The 25029-nt window shown below is 43.6% G+C and carries 36 protein-coding genes; 2 read left to right on the forward strand and 34 right to left on the reverse strand.

What is annotated here, in order from left to right; all coding sequences use genetic code 11:
* Positions 1–8: 8 nt before the first annotated feature.
* The 20 genes from HW560_RS30105 to HW560_RS34125 form a co-directional block, all read right to left on the reverse strand.
* Positions 9–365 carry an immunity protein Imm33 domain-containing protein gene (locus HW560_RS30105; protein WP_256221945.1) on the reverse strand — a complete coding sequence of 119 codons (357 nt, stop codon included), beginning with the start codon at positions 363–365 and terminating at the stop codon, positions 9–11.
* A gap of 332 nt (positions 366–697) precedes the next feature.
* Entirely contained in the window at positions 698–1081 is a 384-nt protein-coding gene (locus HW560_RS30110; protein WP_090894873.1) for a hypothetical protein, read from the reverse strand.
* A 35-nt stretch (positions 1082–1116) separates the two neighbouring features.
* Complete coding sequence (locus HW560_RS30115; RefSeq protein WP_090894872.1) at positions 1117–1629, reverse strand: hypothetical protein; 513 nt, start codon at positions 1627–1629, stop codon at positions 1117–1119.
* 58 nt (positions 1630–1687) lie between these two features.
* Positions 1688–2191, reverse strand: coding sequence for a DUF4188 domain-containing protein (locus HW560_RS30120; RefSeq protein ID WP_179265394.1), 504 nt, complete (start codon positions 2189–2191; stop codon positions 1688–1690).
* 52 nt (positions 2192–2243) lie between these two features.
* Entirely contained in the window at positions 2244–2726 is a 483-nt protein-coding gene (locus HW560_RS30125) for a GNAT family N-acetyltransferase (protein ID WP_179265395.1), read from the reverse strand.
* Entirely contained in the window at positions 2727–3341 is a 615-nt protein-coding gene (locus tag HW560_RS30130) for a hypothetical protein (protein ID WP_179265396.1), read from the reverse strand.
* A 102-nt stretch (positions 3342–3443) separates the two neighbouring features.
* Entirely contained in the window at positions 3444–3905 is a 462-nt protein-coding gene (locus HW560_RS30135) for an NUDIX domain-containing protein (RefSeq protein ID WP_179265397.1), read from the reverse strand.
* 84 nt (positions 3906–3989) lie between these two features.
* Positions 3990–4397, reverse strand: coding sequence for a hypothetical protein (locus HW560_RS30140; RefSeq protein WP_179265398.1), 408 nt, complete (start codon positions 4395–4397; stop codon positions 3990–3992).
* 34 nt (positions 4398–4431) lie between these two features.
* Positions 4432–4953, reverse strand: a complete 522-nt coding sequence (locus HW560_RS30145) for a GNAT family N-acetyltransferase (RefSeq protein ID WP_257031516.1) — start codon at positions 4951–4953, stop codon at positions 4432–4434.
* Between the two features lie 482 nt (positions 4954–5435).
* A complete protein-coding gene (locus tag HW560_RS30150; protein WP_179265399.1) occupies positions 5436–5924 on the reverse strand; it encodes a cysteine hydrolase family protein in 489 nt (162 codons plus the stop codon).
* 18 nt (positions 5925–5942) lie between these two features.
* Positions 5943–6506 (reverse strand): AAA family ATPase, encoded by a 564-nt coding sequence (locus HW560_RS30155; protein WP_179265400.1) that lies wholly within the window; start codon positions 6504–6506, stop codon positions 5943–5945.
* 37 nt (positions 6507–6543) lie between these two features.
* Positions 6544–7251 (reverse strand): AAA family ATPase, encoded by a 708-nt coding sequence (locus HW560_RS30160; protein ID WP_179265401.1) that lies wholly within the window; start codon positions 7249–7251, stop codon positions 6544–6546.
* Between the two features lie 40 nt (positions 7252–7291).
* Positions 7292–7618 carry a DUF962 domain-containing protein gene (locus HW560_RS30165; RefSeq protein ID WP_111619912.1) on the reverse strand — a complete coding sequence of 109 codons (327 nt, stop codon included), beginning with the start codon at positions 7616–7618 and terminating at the stop codon, positions 7292–7294.
* Between the two features lie 178 nt (positions 7619–7796).
* Entirely contained in the window at positions 7797–8810 is a 1014-nt protein-coding gene (locus tag HW560_RS30170) for a bifunctional glycosyltransferase family 2/GtrA family protein (protein ID WP_111619913.1), read from the reverse strand.
* A 2-nt stretch (positions 8811–8812) separates the two neighbouring features.
* A complete protein-coding gene (locus HW560_RS30175; protein WP_218834983.1) occupies positions 8813–9799 on the reverse strand; it encodes a phosphodiester glycosidase family protein in 987 nt (328 codons plus the stop codon).
* Between the two features lie 216 nt (positions 9800–10015).
* Positions 10016–10972 (reverse strand): radical SAM protein, encoded by a 957-nt coding sequence (locus HW560_RS30180; protein WP_090894844.1) that lies wholly within the window; start codon positions 10970–10972, stop codon positions 10016–10018.
* A 105-nt stretch (positions 10973–11077) separates the two neighbouring features.
* On the reverse strand, positions 11078–11647 hold the full coding sequence (locus HW560_RS30185; RefSeq protein WP_179265402.1) for a GNAT family N-acetyltransferase: 570 nt from the start codon (positions 11645–11647) through the stop codon (positions 11078–11080).
* A 67-nt stretch (positions 11648–11714) separates the two neighbouring features.
* Positions 11715–12023, reverse strand: a complete 309-nt coding sequence (locus tag HW560_RS30190) for a hypothetical protein (protein ID WP_179265403.1) — start codon at positions 12021–12023, stop codon at positions 11715–11717.
* Between the two features lie 22 nt (positions 12024–12045).
* Positions 12046–12564, reverse strand: a complete 519-nt coding sequence (locus HW560_RS30195) for a pyridoxine/pyridoxamine 5'-phosphate oxidase (RefSeq protein WP_257031519.1) — start codon at positions 12562–12564, stop codon at positions 12046–12048.
* 3 nt (positions 12565–12567) lie between these two features.
* Positions 12568–12702: a hypothetical protein gene (locus tag HW560_RS34125; protein ID WP_257031521.1), complete on the reverse strand. Its 135-nt coding sequence runs from the start codon at positions 12700–12702 to the stop codon at positions 12568–12570.
* 278 nt (positions 12703–12980) lie between these two features.
* Between HW560_RS34125 and HW560_RS30200 the strand changes: the two genes are divergently transcribed.
* Positions 12981–13427 (forward strand): GNAT family N-acetyltransferase, encoded by a 447-nt coding sequence (locus HW560_RS30200; RefSeq protein WP_179265404.1) that lies wholly within the window; start codon positions 12981–12983, stop codon positions 13425–13427.
* A gap of 57 nt (positions 13428–13484) precedes the next feature.
* Here HW560_RS30200 and HW560_RS30205 read toward each other — a convergent pair whose 3' ends face one another.
* Together HW560_RS30205 and HW560_RS34515 are read right to left on the reverse strand one after the other, a co-directional pair.
* Positions 13485–14099, reverse strand: a complete 615-nt coding sequence (locus tag HW560_RS30205; RefSeq protein WP_090894836.1) for a histidine phosphatase family protein — start codon at positions 14097–14099, stop codon at positions 13485–13487.
* A gap of 154 nt (positions 14100–14253) precedes the next feature.
* Entirely contained in the window at positions 14254–14334 is an 81-nt protein-coding gene (locus HW560_RS34515) for a DUF2569 family protein (RefSeq protein WP_109999424.1), read from the reverse strand.
* A 231-nt stretch (positions 14335–14565) separates the two neighbouring features.
* Here HW560_RS34515 and HW560_RS30215 point away from each other — a divergent pair, with 231 nt between their 5' ends.
* A complete protein-coding gene (locus tag HW560_RS30215) occupies positions 14566–15504 on the forward strand; it encodes a hypothetical protein (RefSeq protein ID WP_179265405.1) in 939 nt (312 codons plus the stop codon).
* A gap of 26 nt (positions 15505–15530) precedes the next feature.
* On the opposite strand, the gene HW560_RS30220 is transcribed toward HW560_RS30215, so the two are convergent.
* From HW560_RS30220 to HW560_RS30275, 12 genes are all read right to left on the reverse strand, one after another.
* Positions 15531–15824, reverse strand: a complete 294-nt coding sequence (locus tag HW560_RS30220) for an RNA polymerase alpha subunit C-terminal domain-containing protein (protein WP_090894831.1) — start codon at positions 15822–15824, stop codon at positions 15531–15533.
* Between the two features lie 52 nt (positions 15825–15876).
* Positions 15877–16884, reverse strand: coding sequence for an aminoglycoside phosphotransferase family protein (locus HW560_RS30225; RefSeq protein WP_090894829.1), 1008 nt, complete (start codon positions 16882–16884; stop codon positions 15877–15879).
* A gap of 3 nt (positions 16885–16887) precedes the next feature.
* Positions 16888–17865, reverse strand: coding sequence for a GNAT family N-acetyltransferase (locus HW560_RS34130; protein WP_256221943.1), 978 nt, complete (start codon positions 17863–17865; stop codon positions 16888–16890).
* A gap of 54 nt (positions 17866–17919) precedes the next feature.
* Complete coding sequence (locus HW560_RS30240; RefSeq protein WP_090901980.1) at positions 17920–18423, reverse strand: GNAT family N-acetyltransferase; 504 nt, start codon at positions 18421–18423, stop codon at positions 17920–17922.
* 17 nt (positions 18424–18440) lie between these two features.
* A complete protein-coding gene (locus tag HW560_RS30245) occupies positions 18441–19475 on the reverse strand; it encodes an alpha/beta fold hydrolase (RefSeq protein WP_090894827.1) in 1035 nt (344 codons plus the stop codon).
* Between the two features lie 81 nt (positions 19476–19556).
* On the reverse strand, positions 19557–19811 hold the full coding sequence (locus HW560_RS34135; RefSeq protein WP_256221942.1) for a DUF4275 family protein: 255 nt from the start codon (positions 19809–19811) through the stop codon (positions 19557–19559).
* A gap of 35 nt (positions 19812–19846) precedes the next feature.
* On the reverse strand, positions 19847–20062 hold the full coding sequence (locus HW560_RS34140; RefSeq protein WP_256221941.1) for a hypothetical protein: 216 nt from the start codon (positions 20060–20062) through the stop codon (positions 19847–19849).
* A 58-nt stretch (positions 20063–20120) separates the two neighbouring features.
* Positions 20121–20663 carry an NUDIX hydrolase gene (locus HW560_RS30255; RefSeq protein WP_179265406.1) on the reverse strand — a complete coding sequence of 181 codons (543 nt, stop codon included), beginning with the start codon at positions 20661–20663 and terminating at the stop codon, positions 20121–20123.
* A 168-nt stretch (positions 20664–20831) separates the two neighbouring features.
* Complete coding sequence (locus tag HW560_RS30260; RefSeq protein ID WP_179265407.1) at positions 20832–21509, reverse strand: ABC transporter ATP-binding protein; 678 nt, start codon at positions 21507–21509, stop codon at positions 20832–20834.
* Entirely contained in the window at positions 21506–22630 is a 1125-nt protein-coding gene (locus HW560_RS30265) for an ABC transporter permease (RefSeq protein WP_179265408.1), read from the reverse strand. The genes HW560_RS30260 and HW560_RS30265 overlap by 4 nt, the downstream gene beginning before the upstream one ends.
* Positions 22631–22696: 66 nt before the next feature.
* Positions 22697–24073 carry a sensor histidine kinase gene (locus tag HW560_RS30270; protein ID WP_179265409.1) on the reverse strand — a complete coding sequence of 459 codons (1377 nt, stop codon included), beginning with the start codon at positions 24071–24073 and terminating at the stop codon, positions 22697–22699.
* Entirely contained in the window at positions 24070–24747 is a 678-nt protein-coding gene (locus HW560_RS30275) for a response regulator transcription factor (RefSeq protein ID WP_090894816.1), read from the reverse strand. Before HW560_RS30275 ends, HW560_RS30270 begins: the two co-directional genes overlap by 4 nt.
* Between the last annotated feature and the right edge of the window lie 282 nt (positions 24748–25029).

Genomic DNA, 25029 nt, shown 5'->3' on the forward strand with positions numbered 1-25029 from the left:
TGCTCTGCTTATGACCTGTTAAGCAACTGTTCGTCAAACCATACATCCTCATAATCTTCTGCAATCACAAACCGCCATCCCGGTGCAAGTCCGAGGTACTTCTTGATTTTGGGGTCCCAGTTATCGATGTGCGTGACATGTAATGGGACAAAAAAGTCATCTGCCTCCAAGTATTCATCCGCCCAAATATACCATCCGGTTGTATCTCCTTCGGGCTGAATACGCATGCCGTGGATCGGTTCTAACTTTTCCTTAACGTTCCAGGCGATTCCGATCTTATGGTGTAGTTCGCTCGGTACATAGTCGGCATTATATTTCTGACACATCTGCATCTGTTCCTGGATGGAATCAGCATTTGTCATCATTAATCATCTCATTTCTCACATGTTGGATATAACTAAGGTAGTTTGTAGTACCGTTTATAATTAGAGACCCATTCCTCTTTGGAAAAATTAACAAAATCATATAACTTACACTGTCTAAGATACTTCAGAATATTGTTTAATTCTTCCGCTTTTTTCCTGCTATCTATTCTAGCATAGAAATAGAATTGAATTGTGTGAAGTACCTGTTATGTTAGAAGAATTTCGAATTAACACAGCATAGTTTCTCCTTCAAAAAGTATGAAAAAAAGAACTACTCCATGAAGAGTAGCTCTCCTATTGACCTTTACCCATACCTGCTGCTAAAGATCAAATCATCGATCCGTTATCAGCCATGTCTTTGCCTCCTCAGGATCAGCATAAAATGATACAGATTGCCCCATCCCCAGGTTCTTCAATCTTCTTTTCAATTTCCAACGATCCATCCCTGATAGTCCTACAAATGAGAGCTTATCCACATGATCTTTGAGATTATTTATGTTGCAGATTAACTGTTCCAAGACTTCTTTGGTAATCTTCGTCTCATACATATCCACCCAAACCTTGAGCTTTTTATTGATCCCTAAGATGAAAGCCTCTTCTTGTCTCATCACATCGAAAAGCTTATCTTGGTCCTTATGCTTGCTGCCATATTTCAGACAATGGATTTCTCCACCTTTATAATAATAAGGAAAAATAGATCCACCTGGAGATTTCATGAAATGATCACTCCTCCTTATATTTTGAGATTACTTTAGGCGTTGATCTCCGTAATCTCCAGATACATCTCCTGATTACTCCGAATTATTTCATTCATGTGTAAAATAGCAGCCTGCGCCGCGGCTCGATATTTAACGTATAGTTCTTCCGTTCTTTGCAGCAGGATCGGGTCTTTCTCCAAATCCGTGGGCAGAACCTCACGCCATGTGTCTCCATCTTTATTTTTATCTGTAATCAAACGCTCGATGTCGTCCAGCAGAGTTACCATTTCATTTTGATTAAAATAGCGCATCCCGTTCCTAATTCCATTCCAGCTCTTCATGTCAATAATGTTGTACGCCGAAAACCAATAAAACTCCGCCAGGCTTTTCGTATGGTTATGATAAGAATAGAACAAAAATATCGCTTGTTGCCCTTCATGTAATTGCCGATATACCTCCACTTTTGCTGCAACATCTTTACCACGAACGGAGATCAACATCGGTTGGACACATAGCCAGCTAAGCTGCTCAGAACCCAAATCTTCTGGTTTGACATTAACTTTCAATAACATGCTCCTCTCTACTTGCGATGATTGTACATTCGAACTTCCCTTGCGTCATATGTTAAGGATTCTTTGGTGTTTTTACTGCCGGATCACTCTCTCCACCCATTCTACGTCTGGACGTTTCTTTCCTGCCTGTCGCTGGAACATGGTTAGACACTTTAGCCAATCCGAATTTGGGCATATTCGCATATATGGTCTCATATGAACCGGATTGAGCTTTGTACGTTTCATGATAAATGCCTACGCTTCCATCCGATCCAATGGATTGGTTAAATCGTTTCCAAGCCTCCAAGTGCAGACCACCGCGTGCGTATTTCTCCAATTCATCATAAGATCTCCAATATTGCAGCAGAGTCACTCCACGCCAGCTCATAAAAAATTCCGTCCCCAGAAACCCGGTATCTGGGTTCATGTACAGTTCTTTGATCATCGGGCCCATGGATTTAAAAACAGGTAACCACTTATGTATGGCCCAGAGGCGATTAACCCTCATTCCAATAATAAAAACAACAAACTCGCCTTCGATCTCAGCTGAATATCTTCCCTTGTGTATGTTCGCCACATTAGTCCCCCTTTTTATCAAATATGCCGTCTTGTTTGCCGTAATTCATCCCCTACACCATTCTGTATTGCAAAATCAGTTGAAGACCATTGATGCCCATTTTCCGCTCGCCCATATTCAGAAAACCTGCTTTTAGATACAGCTTTTGTGCTGCAATATTCCCCTCATTCACAGCTAAAATAATTTCATCGACCTTCGGATCAAGCTGCTTAACTAGTGCAGGCAGTTCCCTCATGGCAGTGAGTGCATACCCGTTCCCCTGATGTTCCAACGTAATGGATAACGCACGAACCAGTATTGTACGGGAAGTATCTCTTTCCTCTACGTATTCAGAATGTTTATGTAATATGAAGAAACCAACTGGAATCTCATCATTTAAAATCACTACCGGATATTTGTTCGGATTTTGGAAGGCTTCCTCCATCACTTCCGCAGGCATTGCAGTAAACTGAACCTGTTCATCACTTAATGAAAAATTAGCCAACTCTTGAGCGTACTTCTCATTATATAGGGCGAGGCTAATCCGTTTTTTCATTTAGAATACCTCCCACTTTGCAAACAACTGTCTAAGTCTTTGGGCCGTTGTTTGTATAAACTCTTCTATAGCTTCCATAGATAAAATGTTCAAATCATCTAAGGGCTCATTTTCAAGGTTATTTAAAAAGTCTGCTTTTTCTTTTCTATATTGATACACCTCTTGCTCCAGCAATCCACCTAAATCAAATGCTTGACCTGCTTCCAGCTTATTCAATAAATCCTGGTCATCAGACCCTTTTCTCAAAATCATAAATTCCAGCTTCGTAACATCCTGCGTATAAATACTTCGTCCATTGGCGTGTTCCTCATATGCGGGATAAATCTCGAAAGTCCAAACCCGATCCGTATATACATGGGCGATGTAGCCGCACAAATATTGCATGAACTTAGGATCACTCTGCGCGCGTTCTTTGTTGGAATTAAAAAATGCCCCGAGCTCTTCGTCTGTTGCAAATCGTCCTGTCTCTGGCATGAGATGAGTTTTTGCCTTTTCGACTTTTTCATTCGTTCTCACATGAATGGCGTCAGGAGCAAGACTTCCCACTATAAATTCAGGGGTTGGATCAGATAATAATTCAGATGCGATTGCAAAATGAACCATGGGCCAAGGCATAATAAATGCTCCTATCTCTATTAAAATGGGGGATTTTAATTTTTACTCACAAACTATATTTTCCCTATTCCCTCTCAAAATCTTCTTTATATCCTCTAGGGCTTAACGCAGAATTGTGAGTTCCCCTTGCATCAAATCTACCAATACAGGCTTCTGTACCTTGTTGATTGTGGAAATATCAATTTCATCTAGACTTTTAAAAACAAGCTCTAGCGATTCATTCTGTTCATCTTTAAATAAAAGGGTTGTTTGATCATCATCAAGTTTCCCACCCAACTCCGCGGAGACGTTGAACAGGAACATTACAAATACAACCTCGTTGCCATCCGGATATGTATATTTCATTTTCTCACCTGTGTAGATGGATGCCAGTTCATACGAACTCACGTCAAGCCCCGTTTCTTCTTTTACTTCTCTAATCATAGTTTCTTCAATACTCTCACCGGGCTCCATACCACCACCAGGTAATCCCCAATCGCCATAATCTGATCTTTTTTGCGGCAGTATTCTACCCATATGATCACGAATAATAGCTCCGCCCGTAACCACAATGCGGCTTGTCATTCATCATTCTCCTCTCTAATGGCTCGCTTCCCCTCTAGTGAATCTTTCATTCGTCATAACCCATGTATTGGTAAATGCGAATATCTAAAAGATCCTTTTTTTGACCAGAATCTCAGTTCCTTCTTCTTTGTACTTCGCAATAAATTCATTGGTCACATGATCATGATGAAGTATGCCCATATAGTCTGTGCCCGGCTTCTTCGGTCTGTAATCGGAATCAACTGTATAGATATTGAAGTGCACCTCATCTTCGTCTTCTGACACGTCCGTATGATTGAAAAGTACAATCACTTCATCTTTAGTTAGAAACTGAAAATCCCTTTGACTCTCTATAATATAAAAAGGATATTTCATCTCCTCTACATGAATTAAATTTTGGTATTCTTTCAGCTCTTCAGGAATTTGTTCCGTGTAATGTAGCGCTACCTCTTCTGCTTGAAATATTCCTGAAATCCACTTGAACCTGCCTTTTGAAGCTACTATAACAAACAAATAATCATCCTTCCTAGTTACGATTCACATAAATCTAATCCGTTCTTGCACGTACAAACGTCTGCGACAGAATCCGATGGCTGCCAGCGATGTTTTCAATTTCAATGCTATACTCCGACTCTACATATTCAATGTGATGTTGTTCATAGTATTTTTTCCAGAATGAAACAGCCGATTGGTTATTAGCCAGTTGCTCCACTTTGAATCTGCCCTGAAATTGTGCAAACACCCTATCAACCGCTTGAGCCGCTAGTCCTTGCCCACGATACTTTTTGACCAAAAATAGCTCTTGAACTGTAAAGTCGATATCCTCATCTACATAAGGAGGAGAGCAAACCAGCACAAATCCGATTACCTTTCCATCATATTGAATAAAAAACGGATGTAATTCCGCCCGTTCCAGATAGAGATAGGTATTCGTTGGATCGAATTTCCCCTCCTCTAGCAAATCCTCACCCGAGAATTCGGAAAGATCATATAAATACAAGTTGTACAGGTTAAGAAATAATTCCTTCTTTTCTTCCAAAATACTCGTGATTTGTACATTCATCATCATTGCATATCTCCCTTATCATGTGATCTACGCTCAACCTTATCGATATACACAGCGTGCTTGCTATGTCCTGCTCTCAATATATCGTTTCAACCACAGCAGATATAGGCAGAGTTTGTTTTAAATCGTGAAGTATCCTGTCTTGGAGAAGATGCTTATGTATAAAAAATAGACCCTTTACAGAGTCTGTTTAAGCATATTTGTCGTTTTCCTTTTCTTCCCTAGGTATGCAACAGCAAGTGCAGCGGGATTAACAAAAGGTAGTAAAGTCAGCCAGCCTATGAACGTAAGTATGGGAGCCAGGATCGAAATCACACCGAAAAACAGCATAAGTGGAGACCCTTTCTTCAACCCCTGAACGAAAAGTACTAACCCTACTGCAATCCACATGATCAAAGCGATGCTAAGTATATTTAAAACCATCACCTCCATTTATACAGTAATCAACGATATCATATCTAGAATTAATTGACTGACACTGACACTTAATGGATTAGATAATTAACTACAGGATAAGAAATCACATTCCGGTCTCTATAGGTCGAAATCACTGCTTCAGGATGCGTACTGAGAATCCCATTTTGCAACATGACAGGTCTAAATCCTCGCTCCATCGCGCCATTATAAGTAAACAGAACACATTCCTCGGCGGCAAATCCCGATATGATCAACAGCTCAACAGTGTTACTCTGTAGAACCTGCTCCAAGTCAGTCTGCCAGAAGGCATTGGAGCTCTCCTTCGTCACCGTCAGATCCTTCTCATTCACATCAACCTCAGAAATAATACGATACGCCTCAGAATTTGAATCCTCCATCCCTTCCACGTCTTGTACATGAACTACCACATGGTCGCTCGAACGAAGCACGTCTGCAACATGATTGATATATTCACAAGCGCGGTCAATTGCTTTTTGATCTAATTTATCCCGTACAGTACTCTCTTGCATATCCACGATCAGAAAACCTATTTTCATATCATCTCTCCTCTAAAATCAATCTTCTACTGATCCATTTTCATTTGTATTTTCATTCAAATATTGCAGCACAATATCCACGCGCTCCTGAACAGAATGACTCCCCTCAATCTTCAAAATCGGGCAACTTATATCTTTCATCCAATGTTCATGCAGCGCTTTACTACGCACATTCAAACCTCCATCCTCATATTGCGAGGCCCACTCCAGAAACGCCTTGGACTCCTCATACATGCTTCCACCTGGCAAAATCGCATCACCATACCTCAGGGCTTCTCTCTTTCTCAGACGCTCAAGTCTGATCTCATTGGGTACATGCAGGAAAATGACCAGATCAAAAAGAGGTTTCAACTGATCCCCCCAACCACAAACCGACCCTGAGAGAATCCACTGCTGATGTTGATCCAGATCATCCGATAACATTTTTAATCTGTCCAATGGTTTCCTCCGTGAGGTGAACTTCTTAAGCCAATAATAGTCATCCGCATCCAGATTGATATGAGGAAGCTTGGTTGTCAGTTCCTGACCCAGAGTAGAAGCTCCTGAGCCCGATGCGCCAAAGATATGTATTCGATGTTTCAAGGCAATCCCTCCTTTATGATGTTAATCGCTCCTTATTTCAGTCCTTGAACAATTCGTTCAGCATTCGGTGCCGGTTTTCCAGGAAACTGCGGGTGATCTGATAATGCTCTGTATCCTCATAATCCACTTCCTGAATCTCACCATCGTCAAAGCTCAGAATGCATGCTCCCGGATATCCCAATAGAATTGGCGAATGCGTCGCGATAATAAATTGGGAATGGTCTGAAAGATCATGAAGAATGCGCAACAAGGAGAGTTGACGGGCTGGAGATAAGGCGGCTTCGGGCTCATCGAGCAGATAAATGCCTTTGGAATTGAATCGGTTCACGAACAGATTGAGAAATGACTCCCCGTGGGATTGTTCATGCAACGAACGCCCGCCGTAATAATCAATGGAATCCGTAGCATCGACATGTGATGCAAACTGGTAGAAGGACTCGGAACGCATGAAGAAGCCTTTGGAGATTTTGGGCAGCCAGGATAAACGCAAATAATCCCCTAATGACGATTCTGCAGCATCAATCTCAAAGTAGTTATTCCTCCCACCCCCGGCTGTATTGAATCCACATTGATGAGCGATACCTTCGAGCAGTGTGGACTTGCCCGATCCATTTTCGCCAACAAAGAAAGTAATGTTATTGTTGAATTCCAATCGCTCCAGAGACTGTATGGACGGTATGTGAAACGGATATTGATCCGGATTCTCGACTTTAGCAGACAGTAACTCCACACTTCGAAGATACATAGACACACTCCTATTTTATAAAGTTCGACTCCTACTGGTTTCAGTCCTGTTTATTGATCCAAGAATGGATGATATCTTTGCGGGTGATGATCTCAATGGTCCTGATAAAAAACCAGGTAAACCCGGCATAAAAACCGATATGCGGATATCGGAATGCCGCCGGTTTGTTGCCTTCGTAATAGAAGTGCCCAATCCAGGACAGGGCGTAATGGATAAGAGCCAGAACCAGCATGACTTTAATATTAATGAACAAGAAAATCCAGGCCACAAACGCCGATAAAAATGCGAAATAATGCAAGATGAGGTTGTTCCGATCCTGATGTTCCTGAAGATAATAACGCAAGTCCTTGCGAACACGGTTCAACATCCGGTCACACTCATTTCACCTAAAATGTGATCATGGCTCCTTTTTCATCAAATACGGCAGTTATATTTATAAATATTCACACAAAAAGTTCCATCTCTATCGTACCTTATAACGAGGTAAACAGGAATGTTTTTGAACGAAAAAAAAGAGAGCAAGCGGTATGCTTACTCTATCCGTGTTAATATACAAATCTGCGCTGCGCCCAATAGCTGAACACAAAGATCGACACTTCTGTTAACAGCTTGGCTGCAATCAGCGGGATTATCAATTTTTCATTGTAGAAGTACAACAATCCGTAATTTAATAACAGCACGAGAATGACCAATGAGAAGTATTTCGGTAAAGACTGACGGACTCTGGACGTTTTTCCAGCTGAAAATACATATTTCCGATTAATCGTATAGTTGAAGATGGAGCTGCACAGTCTCGCTGCAACGACCGATAAGAACAGATTATGCGTGAAGTACTGGATCACGAACAGTAAGCCAAAATCGATCAAGGCCGATAACACCGAAGACGTACTGAACATCAGAATCGGCATATAAATGCGGAATGAATCCACCAGTGGGCGAAAATGAGAAGATTTGTTATGATCCAGATAGACCGTATCTATAAACTCCTCTGTGATCTCATACCCTTCTTTATGCGCTGTTAGCAGCATGTTCATTTCGTATTCAAACCGTTCCCCCGGTATCTGGCACAACCAGTCCAGCATCGAGTACGGAAAACCTCGCAGGCCTGTCTGTGTATCATATACTTTCGTACCTGTCGTGAGAGAAAAGACGCCTCGTGTGACTGTGTTGCCAAAACGACTGCGCGCTGGAATGGTTCCACTGAAACGACGGCTACCCAGTACAATCCCCGGAGTCGTTTGCTCCAATAATACATCAAAGATGCGTTTGATATCATGCGGCAGATGTTGGCCGTCACTGTCTGCGCACACAATACCGCCCTGTGGGCCATGTTCCTTGATATGTTGGAATCCTGTCTTGAGCGCACGCCCCTTGCCCAGATTCACCGTATGTGTCAGGATTGTACATCCATAAGCTTCTGCCGTCTCGAAAATCCCCCTGTAACCTGGCCCGCTACCATCATCTACAATGACAATGGGTCCTAACTGAAACGTCTGCAACTGTAACACGAGATTCAATAAACGAACATCCGGTTCGTAGGATGGAATTAATATGGTCATGATCATTGTCCCTCTTTCAGATAAAGGATGTCACTTACGCCGCGTTCCTGGTTTCTCCCCAGCGGATTATTAACAACCCGGCCCATGAAATACATTGTGGATGAACCGCCGCCGTCCAGATTGTAGGCTTCCGTTGCTCCAAGACCTTTCATGACATCGGCAAGCTCTGCCAGCGTCATGCCTCGGCTGTCATCCTGCCGTCCGTCCACCACAACAAATACATAGTGATTTGGGGCGATCATGCCGATGGCTGTTCTCGGATTGGCATCCTGGATCGACCGGTTGCCAAAGTTGTTATCGATTTTCACACTGCTGAAGTCACTTACAATCTCACCGTCCTGAATCAGAATGGGCCCAAAAGATAACGTATTGGTCGCACCTTCCGCCAGCAGTTCCGATGAGGATATTTCCGTCTCGTTATACGTCTTCATCGTACCGTCACTGAGCAATGCCATCGCATCACGCACCGGATCATCCCGATATACCGTACCATTGCGGATAATTACGCCATCATCGCGGAAGCCGTAGTAGTCACCATTGATCGCAAAGATGGCGTTGTTAGCGGCTGCTATCTCTGAAGTGTTCTCGGTAATATTCGTGCCAAAGCTGTTATCTGCCAGAGCCGTTCGCAGGCTGCTCGCATCTGTCAGCTGTACATCTGCGACGTAATACGTGATCTGATCTGAGCCAGAGCCCGTCTGCACCTTGTCGATCTTGACCTGCATGTCATCGCTGGAATAGTTCCAGTCATCTGACGTTGCATTCACTTCAGTCGCCGGAGTTGAAGTATCGCTGGAGGTGCTGGTTGCTGATGTATTGTCATCCGCTACAACTACCTGCACATGCCGGATTAAATAGCGATCTGCCAGGCTGTATATCACGGTACCAAGGCCTAGCACAATAACAAGGGTGATCATCAGCCATTTGCGCCTTGGTTTTGCCTTTTTATATGGGTCGTTCTCGTTGGTTTTTGGATAGATCTTCATCATGTGAAGTTCACCTCTTCATCTAAGTTCTTAAGGCTCATCATAGGCTGGATAGCTTAAATGAATCTGAAACAGGCTGAACGCAAAGAAAGAAGGTCATCCATTCCCCCGAGAGGAAATCAGACAACCTTCCATATAAGTGATAATGATGGATCTCAATCTATATATGTACCCCAAATAGGGACAAGTACGATGCTAAAAAGCTTTCTATAAACGTGACTATTCACTTGCAAAGAGAGCATCGTATGCAGGGCAGGGTTTCTTTTCTAGATAATCCGTTAACGCTTGTGGCTGCTTGGTATAAATATCCTTCAAAGACGTACCCGTATATATATTACCGATCACGACTGGGTGGCATAACTCACAGATGAGAATATCTCCATTGCCGTGCAAATGCAGCTGCTTCGTCCCATCCACACAATTGGAGAAATACACACCCGATTGTTCTCGTAATCCCAATTGCTCCGCGAAACGATCCATACAGGTAAAATATAATGTCGTATCTTCTTTCTTGTGCTTGATCAGATCGTTTACGGAGTGGATGAGTGATTCTTTGGAAGCAATCTGGCTCCATTGACTATGTGGCATCACGATACTGTTCTGGATCTCATGGATGCGCACACCCAGTTCATAGACTTTATCGCTAATAGCCTGCATGTTGGCTTGGGTGCCTTCAAATAGCAGCGTCTCCAAGACGGTCTCCAGCCCTGCTTCAGTACAAAGACGAATGTTGTGCTCCAATCGCTCATACATGCGGGGATGTACACGGTAATACGCAGCATATGCATCCCGATCTGTATAGTTGAACGAAATATGAATATTGGACAAGCCTGCATCCCGCAAAGCATGAATTCGTTCTTCCGTTAGCAAGCTGGCATTGGTATTTAATTGCGTGTCGATGCCATGTTCCCCGCAATACGTCACAATCTCCAGGCAATCCTGAACTTTCAGAGTCACCTCTCCCCCGGACAAACGCACCCGCTTGAGCCGCGGAAGCTCACGGATGATTCGGATGACCTCTTGACCACTTATGCACTGCCCATCGTCCCGATTGTAGGCGCAGCAATAGTCGCATTTGTAATTGCAATTGGAGGTCACGCCGACCTCCAGTCCTTCCAGTTCATATACGCCGGGTGTTTCAAGCTCAAGTGATTTATATCTATTTTTCGCTGTCAATTCGATGTACCTCCCGATTCCTTATCCATGTTTTTTCAACTTGGAGATTATAGCGAATCTCGGTCGATGCCCGATATGACATTATGTACGTTAGGAATCATATCATCATTTGAAATCATAATCGGATCGAATAATCGCATACATTTTCAAATCCTGCATTTCGTTTTTAATTTTCATATACTTCCGTAAAAGCCCTTCGAATTTCATGCCTGTCTTTTCCATGACCTTTGCGGACCCGATGTTACCCACCAGACATTTAGCCTGAATTCGTTCCAACCCGATGTCTTCAAATCCAAATTGAACGATTCGGCTAACCGCTTCCGTCATGATTCCTCGACCCCAGTACTCATTGGATAATACATAACCTAATTCCACCCTCATACTGTTGCTGTCGCACCCCAGATAATTGCAGCTGCCAATCAACTTCTTCGTTTGTTTATCCTCAATCCCCCATGGCCCCAGCTTATCCACCTCATATCGACTCATGACAAAATCAATAAAGGCTTTCGTATCCTCCTTGCTCTGATGTGCGTCCCAAGTTGTGTACTCCGATACAGCAGGAATCGCGCAATAACGGTACATGTCATCCAGATCAGCATAGGTAATCGGCCTAAGCAGCGTTCGTTCAGTTTCCAATATCGGAAATGGGTCAAAATAACTTTCAATGGACTTCATATGTATGCCTCCTCGACTTATTCAAATTGTTTTACGACCGTTATTGATAAGGAATCACACTATCCAGTTATTCTGTTTTGTTCTGGCTTTCAGCTTCTTGATCTACAGTTTCATAACTCACAAATCGCTTGAGTCTTTCTCTGGTTTTGGAGCTGATTGCTTCATATTCCGCCCATACTAAATAGAACAGGCCCAGGATTAAAGCAGCTATACTCCAACTTTGCGGAGCGGTACCAATATAATTTAGCATGCCTTGAAACAAGTCCGAATCCCACGAAGTTACTCCAGAACCAAAAATGGCAGCACTCAAATATCGAACACTGTACAGTAGGGCCGCTATGACCAGCAGCAGTGTCCCCGTAGTTCTACGACTCACACAATTTCCCCCCTTTATAAAATCAAGGCCATAACCTCTGGCACTTCCATTGACCTTGCTGCAGAACATATTGGATTCGCACATGCTTTCGCTCCGGGTCTCCCTGCCAGAACTCAACTTCCTTTGCGTTCACGGCGTACAGTCTCCAATTCGGTGTAATGACATCAGGATCTCGGCTGATCCGCTCTTTCTGAGCGGCAATGGCGTGTTCCAATTCCTCCTCACTCTCCAGCTCCTGACTCTGTCGTCCTGTCATCGCAACTGCGCGTGCCCCTGCCGATCTTTTCCGAAAATCCGCTGCACCTGCTTCCTCGCCCATATCCACGGCTTCTCCCCTTATGCGAATCTGTCTGCCCAATGCAGGCCAGTAAAAGGTCAGTGCCACACGCGGATTGCTCTCCAACTGCTGTCCTTTTCGACTCTCCGAGCCAGATGCAAAATAAAAAGCTTCGTCAACTACGTCTTTCAAAATCAATACTCGTGCATCTGGAAAACCGTTCGAGTCCACTGTCGAAATCGTCATCGCGTGAGGTTCTTTCACACCTTATTCTATAGCCAGTCTCAGCCATTCCAGAAAAAGATCCCCTGGTCGATCCGGTAACTTCTCGGTATTCCAAGCTGGAAAAGGTCCAGACAAGGACTTCAACCCACGCAGCAAATCACTCGGTTTATCACTCACATCGGCAACCTCCTTAGACTTCCATTTCATTCCATTGTAGCGTAATAGGCCATTTTCTCAACTATTTGTTTTGAAATGATTGATATGTTCAATCTATTTTCACTGATAAAAGAAGGATATATTAACAAAATAGCAAATAACCTACATTAGAATTTTTTCATTTCGAAAGGAGTGATGTGGTATGAAGAATAACCATGTTGCAATGATTTTTAGGAAGGATACGAAGTAACCGCAGAGGATAAATTCCTCTGCGAAGTAAAATTTGGGAGGAATTTTGTATGGTAATTGTATTAAAGCCAGTGTCTAATGAAAATTGGTATGAATGTACCCAGCTTAAAGTTAAGCCAGAACAGCTTCATATCTTTCCTGCACCTGTCGTTTATTGGATTACTGAATCTAAATATGTTAATGATTTTGAATTACGTGCTATTTACTCGGAAGAGGTTTTAGTCGGTTTTCTCGTATTCTGTGCGAACCCAGACAAGGATGATAACTACTGGATTCCTGCCATAATGATTGACGAGAAGCATCAAGGAAAAGGTTATGGCAAGGCAGCAATGAAAACTTTGATTCAGCTTATGAGTATTTCAAATTGCACAAGAATAATGATTGGACACCGACCAGACAATCGAATTGCTGGAGAGCTGTATGAATCTTTAGGGTTTATGAAAGTGAGTGAAGAACTAATAGACGATGAAATCGTACGTCTGCTTCAAATCGGTTAAATAATGTATATAAAGACTGACGGCACCTGTCGGCAGTCTTTATTGTCACAGAAAAAATTAACCTAGATGACTCATCATATTCATGCTGCTAAACTCCCAACCATTTAATCCTTTTTCAACCGTATGAACACTGGTATTCCCGATAGAATGGAACCCCGATGTATTAGTCCAATTTTGGTTTCCTAGTAGATAATAAAGGATGTTGATTACTCCGCCGTGCGTGACCAGTAGAACATTGGATTTGATCTTTTGCTCCTCTATACTCTGGCATAAATCTCGAAAGGATGTACATATTCTGTTATAAAAATCCCGAGGACTTTCTCCTCCTGGAAACGGGGCATCCATTCCAAGAGTGTTAAAATAAACTCCTGCATATTTCACTTCAGCTTCCTTGTTTGGCATGCCAGCCAAATCTCCGTTATTCATTTCTCTCCAGTCTTTCAGGTAATCCCCTTTGATGTTAAGCCTTTTTTCAAGCTCTTTTGCAGTCTGAACTGCACGCGGAAGATCACTACTAATCACCGTGTTTATGTTATATTGCTCTAAATGATGGTGCAGGTAGTCTCCGAGTCTCTCCGATTGAGTCATACCTTCTTCAATGAGCCCTCGCTGACTCCAGCCACCTCTGTAGCCCTCCTCATCCATCCCGTGTCTTACTAAGAAAATCTTCAATTTATCTCCTCCTTAATTTAGCAGCCAATCCCTTCCCCTTAGGTGGATTAATCTTATCCACATCTATATGCAGTTCATTTGGCCATTTTTTTGAATAATTGGATGATAACAACCCCGTCCTTAGATCTACCATCTTAGGTCGGGGTGTATGTTTTTATCTGACAAACGTATTATGGACTCGTACTGATTTGATAAAGTATGGGGTCCATATCGAGGACCTACAACGGGTGATCATAATCAAATTGAGCTGACGTTAACATTTCCTCGCATAATATTTTACATAACCGTCTTATTATACAATGCAAAGAAGCCAAAACGATACCCATTTCACCAGTTCAAGTCACTTATCGATAAAAGAAAGCCTTCGCTATACTTACGCCGTGTTCGGCAGGGTATTCTTCCTGCATACTGTACTTAATTCGTGCAGATGGCACATCTGCACTAACGTTCAAGGAGGAATAATCCAATGTCCAATCCCAAGATAAAACTTCTGCCCTTTGCAGAGATTTCAGCACATTTGGAAGGCTTCGATGTAGTTTCCACTCAGTGGGGCGGCGATGGTCGGGTCTATGTGCTGCTCATAAACCAAATTCCCGAAAGAAAACAAGGCATGTTTGTACAGACCAAACTAAACCAAACCTACACATACAAAGTTCTCATTGTGACGGAGCAATCCATTGAGGAAGTTGTTATTTGGGGGCAAACGTTCAATTATCATTACGTGCAACCATTACATGGTCACCTGCTGCTCGTCGGGGCGCGCTGCACGTATTATGGGAATGACAAGTATGACCTGAACGCCAAAGTGTGTGATCGGGAAGGAAACACGATTCGCGAGTTTCTGCTGGGAGACGGTATTCAGAGTGTGCAGGTGACCGAGAACGGGACCATTTGGACCAGCTACTTTGACGAGGGTGTATTCGGGAACAATGGGTGGAATAATCCGATTGGCTCACAAGGACTGTTAGCCTGGGATATGCACGGTAACAAACTATACGAAGACCATACTGCCGATATTGCCGATTGTTACGCACTCAATGTGGTGAATGAACAGCAGGTATGGTTTTATTATTATACCGATTTTATGCTTGGCTGTGTTTCCGGCGGTACCCAGCAACCTAAAGTAACATTGGTAGATCCTAACCTATCCGGCTCCTCCGGTTTCTGTACGGATGGGTATCATTTTTTGTTCGATGCCGGGTATGGTAAACACGGGACGTTTGTTCTCAAGAAAATGGAGAAGCCCGGCATACTTACAAAAGGGCAGAAGATTGAGTTCGTGAATGAACAGAATAATCCCTTCAAGCAGGCACGTCAGGATTTTCGTCAGAACCGACTGCTCCTCAGTGAGGGAAATCTGTTGTATCAGGTGACGGTTGAGGAATTGGCTTCAGGTTTGGTTTAGGGAGATTAGATTAAGAGTGAAGAGGGTTATTTATTAAAAGATAATCCCTCTTCTTCGAGTGCTTGTCGAAGTTTGGGGATCGCAGAAGGCCCAATCCCGTGCAGCTTCAGAATCTCTTTTTCTGTGTATTGCGAGAGTTTTTGCAACGTCGTAATTCCCTGATTCTCCAGTGCACGTCTAGCGGGTGCCGACAGCAATGAGAGAAATCCCTCTTTCGGTTTTCGTGCCTTCTCACAGACCGGACAGGTTGGACAATCGCTACTTTTGTAATAGGAATGCCCTTGTTCGCATGTTCTTAATGTTCCTTTATCGTTTACCATGCAGCTCACACCTTTCCGTTTTATCGGATAAAATTATCTCGGATCTCGGAGTTTAGCTACTCAACCAGTTCTCAACATCTGAGATCATATCCTCGTATTGTTTTAAAGCTTCTATAGTCCATATAACTTGTGATGTTCCCATTTGTTGTTCTTCATTGTCTGTACATTCAATCCACAAAGAGCGTTTCAGACTGTATTCGAGCCAGTCCAATTTTCCGGCAAAGCCATTTTCGAGAACCATTCTCCAATTGGCGTTCAAATTCCCCACTCGAGACCTATATCCATCTATAAAAGCCAAGAACCTTTCTTTGTCCACGTTTCCGGTGTGATCTACTGACCAATACATCGCTGTTTCCACCAGATCATGCATCGGATTGATATAACCCGCTGATTCCCAATCAATAATGATGGGGGTGTCCTGCTGCCACATCACGTTCTTAGGTTCAAGATCTCTATGGCTAATAACTGTATTTGAAGCCAGTATTACTGATGCATTTTTTGCCTGAGCACTCCACTCATAGAGCTTTTGAATGCTGTTATCTAATAAGATCGTCCAATCCGAATTTTCTTTCTGCCCTTTGTGTAAATAATCATTCCAATCAATTTCTTTGGAATGATCCAACTGAAGGTCAGGAATATGAAGCTGTGAAAAATCAGCTTTATGAATATCCGCAAGAATCATGCCCATATGCTCACAATGGGTTTCGGTTACTTCCTGAAACTCTAGACTTTTACCGTCGATCCAGTCAAATATAAGATAACATTGATGATCTAATATCTGCATTGAAGAACCGTTTATCACTTTGGCAGGTTGAGCATGGATAAAATTTGCTGCAACGTTTGCTATTTGTTCGGATTGGATATAATTCTGCATAGCTGTAGGTCTACTCATAATTTGAGGATTCAGTGCTTTCACAGCATATTTGGCATGTGTAGTTTCGATGGCATACATGCGATGTAAAAGGCCACCCGAGATTGACTTGGGTATACTGAACAACTCACCAAGTTCTAATACAGCGACGAGTTTTTCGAATTTTAGATTATATTGAATATTATTCATACGTTATAACACCTTTTGGAAACTACCAATATCCAATCTGCGATCAAACTTATATCCCACGCCTTTAAACATCGCACATTGCTCATACCCATGCTTTTCGAATAGGGTCTTGCTGCGTGTGTTTTCCATGCATACCGTAGCAATCAAGGTGTAGAACCCTTGCTCGCGCGCAACATCCTCTATAAATCGCAGTGCCGTTCCACCGATGCCCTTCCCTACAATATCCGGTTTCAAATAAATGGTTACTTCTCCCGAGAAGTCGTAGGCTTGTTTGCTCTTGTATTGGGTAATTAGCACATACCCTTGAATTTCTTTCTCTTCTTTAATGACAAATGATTTAAAGCGCGGATTTCTGTTCATGACAGAAGCCTTGATTTCTTCCAGAGTCAATTCTTCAGTATGAAATGAGATAGTCGTGTTGGAAACGTAGTAGTTATATATTTCTCTGACTTCGGTCAAATTCTGTTCCGATATTTCTTCAAAAGAGTAGCAGGGCATTTCCATTTTCATACTGATAAATAACATGTCCTCGCCATTCACTTTGCTATAAAACTCCTTATCTCTTTTAAAGCCTGTCCGCTCATACACTTTAATTGCTCGTTCGTTGAATGTGGCAACCACCAGTCGAAAATGAGAACTATTAAATTGGTTTTGCAAGAATACTAAACTTTGTTTAAGGAATACAGATCCTTTCTTTTGCCCTGTCAGATCTGGATCTAATCCAAGGCCTATATCCAAATATCCTTCTTCTTGATACAGTCCGATTGAGGTTCCTCCCGGAACTCGAGCTGATTGCCCACAACAAATAAATCCCACTACCCTCTCCAGTTCATTCAGGACTGAAAAGTACTCCCCATTCATCAATTCTTGAATATCTTCATTGGATTCAGAGAAACTGTACATTGTATACTCATTTTCATACTTCCAGGTAACGATTTTTTCTGCATCGGCTATTTTCATTGGATGATAGGATAAAAGCATGAATAATCCCCCTTTTATACACTTAAGAGCTTAACGAAGTCGATAGAGACACCATCATTGTTTTTCATACAGACTGGCACTCCAGTTCCCCTGTTTCATTCTGCGGATGTATTGGAATCCATAATCCTTATAGTATTGATTAAGTCTCAGGTTATCTGCCATGCAATCCAGCCTGATCAAGGTTTTACCTTTATGCCTAATGTTCTCTTCTGCTGATTTTAGAAGGAGTAGCCCTATATTTTGCCCTTTAAAATCTCTATTCACTGCGAATCGGTGTATGTACCCGGAATTGGTGTTGTCGAGCTCCTCCCAAATCAGGGGATCTGACCACGTTAAGGTATACGTCCCTACGATTTCATGATTTATTTCAGCAAGATATACGTCAGATCCATCCGTCATGAATTCATTCACTTGTTCCAAATTGAAATACTCAGGACGCCATTGATATATCTCTTTGGAGTTCAGCCACCGGGCAGACTCTTGCCATAGATTCAATACAGTTGAAGCTTCCTCCGGTAATGCAAGTCTAGTTATGAGTTTAGTATTAAGTTGCTCCATCAAGATCCCTCGCTTATTCAAAAGTTAAATACCCCCATCAACCACGCTGCAAATCGTTCTTTCTCCTCGAACTGTGGGTAATGAGCGGATTCTTCAAATACAACAAAATCTTTTTCGGGTGCTCCAAGCTCATCGAAATAATCCCTTGCCGCATTCAGAGACGTCATATAATCATACTTTCCCATAACAAAATAAGTCGGTATCTCCAGCTGATCTACAATGTCTGGCAAATGGTTGGTGGACTCCTCCTTTAGGAGAATTTCCTGTGTAGCCTGCACTCCCATGGAATAGCGAATCACATCCAGTGCATTATATTCGGTTCCCAAAAGAAAGCCGAGCATATAGTCCCTGTTGTCATCAATAAGCCTAGCCGCACCGCCGTATTTGCGAACCAACTTTCTTGGTGTGTATTTCTCGCCTCGCTCAATCGGATTCCGAAGACGTTCCAGACTTTCCGCATCCGCTGTACTGTCGGCTTGTTTCGCTTGTGTGATCGTATATTCCAAACTATCCAACTCACTCTGCACAGTATCAGCTACTTGTCCAATACCTATATAAGCAACGAATTTTTCAGGTGCTTTGGCCGCCGATTTTGTCCCTATGTATGTACCAAATGAATGACCGACCAGCGTAACCTTTCTTTGCCCCAGTTCGGCAGTGACGTAATCCGTTAATGCCAGCAAATCATCTACAAGCACATCTGAAGTCACATCCGAATAATCCTCCATGAAATGATATGACTTTCCACTTCCACGTTGATCATAATGCACAATAGTAAAATGTTGCTCAAGCTCCTGCTGATACTTTCTTACATAAGGAATCTCGGAGCAACCAGGGCCACCATGTACAAAAAGAAGGATGGGATTGTTCCGATCCGCACCGCGAATCATAACCTCATGACCTGCACCATTGATCTCAACCTGTCCTAATGTGCTGATACTATTCTCTCCCTTGATCCCAGGGGTCCAAGTGGGAAAGATCAGAGCGATTATTACGAGTAAAAGAATACTAAGCATGGCGCGTCTGAATATTTTAATCGACCTCTTACGCATCAGATGGCTCCTCCGGCAGATATTCGTGTGTTTATTAAGTGGACTCCAAACTCCTCACTTGTTACTCCTTACTGCTCCTTGTTACTTCACTTTATAAAAATACGGTCCGCACATGGATTCATGGGTATGTACATACGTCCACGTGAACGCTTGGTCAAAAATATAAATGTCCTGTTCCGAATCAAAATCTTCTGCGATGACCTTATTCGCATTCTGAAATATCTGTATGAATGGTGTATGTTGATACATGACATACAATTCATTTTTATTTTCGGCATTAAAAGCATCTCGTGCTGTATTGTCTGTTAGGCAATCCTGTTTCTCATAACTGAACATATGCCACTTGTACTGGCTATAATAGATGGCCTCTTTTACCTCTTCACTGATGTTCTTGGAAATGTGTTATCCCATTTCTGTATAATTTCTTCGGATTCCTCGCACAATTCAGTCACAAGGACCCCCTTGTCCTCCAAATTTTTGTTATACATATATTTGCGATGCACAAGCTCAATTCGCGAGTACACCACATTCAGCTCATGGTCCGGTAGAGCATCCAGCAGAACATTAATTTCATCTCTAATCATCATAACCTCCGAAGTTTATTGGATTTAAGATTTAAGGATTTAGGATAAACTCGCATTCCAGCTACTCACCGTTTGCTTCTTCTCGAAGCAAATAAGCCAATCGGTACATTTCCGCGATATCATATCTATTCTGTTCTTCAAATCTCCTGATCGCTTCACAAATCTCCACAACCTCTACAGCAATTACCTGTTCCCCACCCACCGGATTCAATGGTTTACCGACCAGCTCAACTTCTCCATAGCCAATAAGTCTTACAAAATGAGGGTGAGGAATATGCGGTCTATACGGCTCAGGTGCACTCGACATGCAATGAAATTGTCCAAACAACCGGTACGTGATCAACTTGGCCCCGAGCTCCTCCATCACTTCACGTTGCAGTCCATCCATATAATTCTCTCCTACCTCCAACGTTCCTCCGGGCAGCTCCCATTTTCCGTTATCGATCTGAAAAACAACCACTTGTTCCCCCACAAACGGGATGATACTCACATTGCTTACCAGCGTTTCATCCACGATGTCATTCAGTCTAAACTCCGCTTTAACAATCCCCCAATGAATCGATGTGCTGAGCGCCGGGAACTGTTCCCGATCCAAAATCTTCATTTTTCTATCCGATCCTCTCTATGTAAAATAAATCTTCCATTATAAGTTCTATCTCTCATTATAGATCAAAAAAGAAAAAAGAAGGCCACTTTTCCCATCGGGAATCCATGGACCTTCTCATGTTATTTCAGTTGAACTAAAGAAAGTTTACACTTTCCACTCTGAGCGCTAATGGTGTATCAGTTTCCCGTTTTCCAAAAAGAGAACCCGATCACATAGCGGCAAAATCCGCTCATCATGCGTAACCATCACCGCACTCTTGCCCTGCTCCTTCACGAGCCGTGCAATCATGCCCACAATATCCAGTCCACGTTCCGCATCCAGACTGGCTGTCGGTTCATCCGCGAGCAGGACGGCCGGATCATTCATCAAAGCTCTGGCAATGGCAACCCGCTGGCGTTCTCCGCCGGAAAGCTTCTCGGCATATGCCTTACGCCGATGCGACAAGCCTACCGTATCCAGCAGCTCATCGACCCGCTTCTCTGCCTTGTTTTTGTCCGTTCCAGCGAGCTTGGCAACCACCATCAGTTGTTCTTCCACTTTCAGATACGGAATGAGGTTGGCACTTTGAAAAATAAACCCGAGCTGCTGGAGCCGTACATCGGATATGTCCTGTTTGTTTTTGCCCATAATCGATGCGCCATCCAGCATAACCTGTCCCTCCGTCGGTTCAAGCAGTGCACCTGCGATGGACAGAAATGTACTTTTGCCTGAGCCGGAAGGCCCCATGACCGCGACGAGCTCTCCTTCGGCCACCTTAAGATCCAACTTATCCAATATCGTCCGTTTGACCCCGCCATCTTCGAATGTCTGTGTAATTCCCTGCAATACCAGTCGGTTTCTCATGCTGCTGTCCTCCCAATCGCATCAAGCGCATCAATTTTGGTAACCTTCCACACCGAGAATAGCGAACCCGCCATAGACATCACCACGAATAACACGCAGGTTAGTGCCAGGGTGGACAAACCTAATTGAAACGGCATTGAAGCTGGCAAGATCGATTCAAACAGCTGAACCAGCAGCACACTGATCACCAGACTGCCGATGGACAGAAGCAATACTTGCAATGAAACACTGCCCGCCAGATACGAATTTCGCGTCCCAATGGCTTTCAAAATACCAAATTGACTCGTTTTCTGAATCGTGATGACGTAGAAGAATACCGCAAGCACAAACGCCGAGATAACAAATAAAAAGGCAATCATCATGAGCAGCGAGCCCTGTTCTTCCTTGTACCCAGGAATGGCCGATACTGCATCGGACTTCGTAATCACTTCCGTATTCGGCAAAGCAGTACTGAGTCTATCCACCTTCTCACCTGCATCTTTAACGGCAATCGCACTGTATACCGGAGCATTAGAGTCTGCTGTTCCTTGTGAAGTCCGGGAACCTTCCTGAATAGCGAGCCATTCCTGCTCGTTCATGAACACAACTGGTGAGTGACTGAAGGACTCATTTTCCACAAATCCCCCCACGGTCCACTCCGTTCCCGAGGCTTGATCGACCAGTACCGTTCCAATCGTCACGCCAGATTCAGACAGTTTTTGATCCACCACAACCTGCCCGTCTTTCTGATCCGTAATTGGAGAGCCTTCCGTTACGGTTGGAGCCAGCCAGCCTTCCGGGTTCACCATAAATAGCGTTACATCAATCTTCTTCGTGTCACCAGCTGGACTGACTGTTGTCATTTTCACACCCAGCGGTTCAGCGTTCTCTTGCCCCACAACGGAGCGTGTCTGCTCCAGTTGGTCCTGATTCACCTGGGAGCGGGTAAAACGATGATTCGAATCCTGTTCCAGAACAAAATGGGTTGCTGCCATATTTTTGATAGATGCCGCGTTATCATACGCAAGCCCCTGTGCCAGACCTGTGACAAACAAAACCAGAAATGATACAAGCACCATAATTGTAGCAATTAGTACATATCGCCCTTTGGCAAACCTCATCTCTCTAATAGCCAAGTACATATTCTCTGACCTCCTCTTGATAACCCAAGTATAGGAGGCGAAAATGAACGGCAAATGAATAACAGATTACAACTGCGGAAGCGTCACGGTAAAGACCGTTCCTTCAGCTGAACTGGAGACCTCGATCGTACCGTCATGGATGCGGATAATTTTCTGCACAATAGCAAGCCCCAGCCCGGTCCGGCCGGAAGAACGCTCTCTTGCACGGTCAACCCGGTAGAAACGATCAAACAGGAAAGGCAAATGCTCCGCTGCAATCCCATCCCCTGTATCCCGAATATGGATTACGCACTGGGCATTGGTCTCTTCTGCTCGAATCTCGATGCTTCTCCCCTGCGGGAGATGATTCACAGCGTTACCCAGCAGATTCATCCAGACTTGCATGAGCAGAACTTCATTGCCATAGAGTTGAATGGATTCGGGTACCGAGATCCTTAGCAGCAGTTCTTTTTCTTCCAACTGCCATTGCAGCACCTGAACCGCTTGGCGGAATTGATCTCGCAGAGAAAATCTCACTTTGATCAAATCCTCATGACCTTGTTCAAGGGAGGACAGCAGCAGCAATTGTTTACTAAGCAGCGAGAGATGGCGGCTCTCCTCTTCAATAATGGAGGCATAGTGCTCGCGTTCTTGTTCAGGCAGATCCCGATCCGCTACCAGTTGGGCAAATCCCTGAATCGAGGTCAGCGGGGATTGAATCTCATGTGATACGTTGGATACAAACTGCTGTCGTGCCTGATCCACTCGCTCCAATTCACGACTCATGGTCATGAAATGCTGGGCCAACTGTCCAATCTCATCACGACGCGTGGTGGACAATTTCAGATTATAGTTTCCTTGGGCAATTCGTTTGGTCGCCTCGGACAGACGTTCAATCGGATTCACCAGATAGCGGGTACTGATTATAAAGAGCAGGATACTAATGCCCACCGTAAACGCTCCAATCAACGCAAAAAAGATACGCAGCTCACCGAATTGCAAAATGACATCCGGGCGCATAAACAACGCATAACTTGCATTGCCCATCTGTAGATGAACACCAACGGTATTGCTCAATTGATTATCGAAGAAACCGGTAATGAAAGGTTTGCTGGGAAACTCGGCGACGCCGTGGTATATCTCACCACTGAGCACCTGATCTACAGCCTGCTTGTCCAGATCCTTCTGGCGGAATTCACGGCCATAGAATTGGTCATACCCTTTTCCATCCGTCACATATATTTCGTAGCCTAGCGCTGCGGCATTGTTCAGGTAATGCTCTACCGTAGCGGGCTCCTGTTCAACAAACTGCTTCATTTGCGTCGCGATCCCCACCAACTTCTCGTCATTGAAAGATTTCAGCTTCGCATGATAATAAATATTGGATAAAAGAAAACCCAGCATGGCGCTGACCAGAATCACCGCGATTGTAATCATGAATACCCGAAAATACAGTGATCTCAATGCGGTTTCACCTCAATCTTATAACCAATCCCCCGTACCGTCTGAATGACAAAATCATCCGCATAATCGGCAAAACGATCACGCAGCCGCTTGATATGTACATCCACGGTGCGATCATCGCCTTCATAGTCCGCTCCCCAGACCAATCGAATAAGTTCATCACGCGAGAACAAACGACCTGGAAACTGGGCAAGCTGAGAGAGCAGCTCAAACTCCTTCATTGGTAAAAAGAGAATCGATTGCCCATCGGAGACCTCGACATTGTTCCGGTCAATGACGATGCGATTCATGCGAATGATATCACTGGACGTGCGATGGTAACGACGAAATAACGCCTTGACCCGGTAGACCAGTTCCTCAGGTTCAAATGGCTTCGTCACATATTCATCTGTACCTCTCAAGTACCCATCCCGCTTGTCGGATAACTGATCCCGTGCTGTCAGCAGCATGATCGGGATGTCATAATGTTGGCGAATAAAATCACATAACTCCAGTCCGTCCATTCCTGGCATCATGACATCAAGGATCGCCAAATCGATTGGCGTTTCTTGTATTAGTTTGACCGCTTCCAATCCATCCTGCGCTTCATGAACCCGATATCCTTCCTTGGTCATGACATGCCGGAGGAGTGCTCTAATATTGGCATCGTCGTCCGCCAGAAGCAGATTCTTCATATTGTTGTCGGCCCCTTCTAGTTTCAAATTCATCTAATATGTAGCGGGAACTTCCGCGATATTGATCCTGCACAGATGGTAGCACAAAAGCAACGTAAATCGCCAGTGAACATGCAATGAAGCCCCGCGTGCATGTTTATATTTTCTCAATTCTGGTTGACACTATTATTAGGCCCACTTATAATAAAACCATAACATATGAACAATTGCTCATATGTTCATTTATAAAAATTTTATCATTGCCAAGGATCATTATAGTCACAAAAGAAATCAATTACATAA

This window comes from Paenibacillus sp. E222 (assembly GCF_013401555.1).
In the GTDB taxonomy this organism is placed as follows: Bacteria; Bacillota; Bacilli; order Paenibacillales; family Paenibacillaceae; genus Paenibacillus.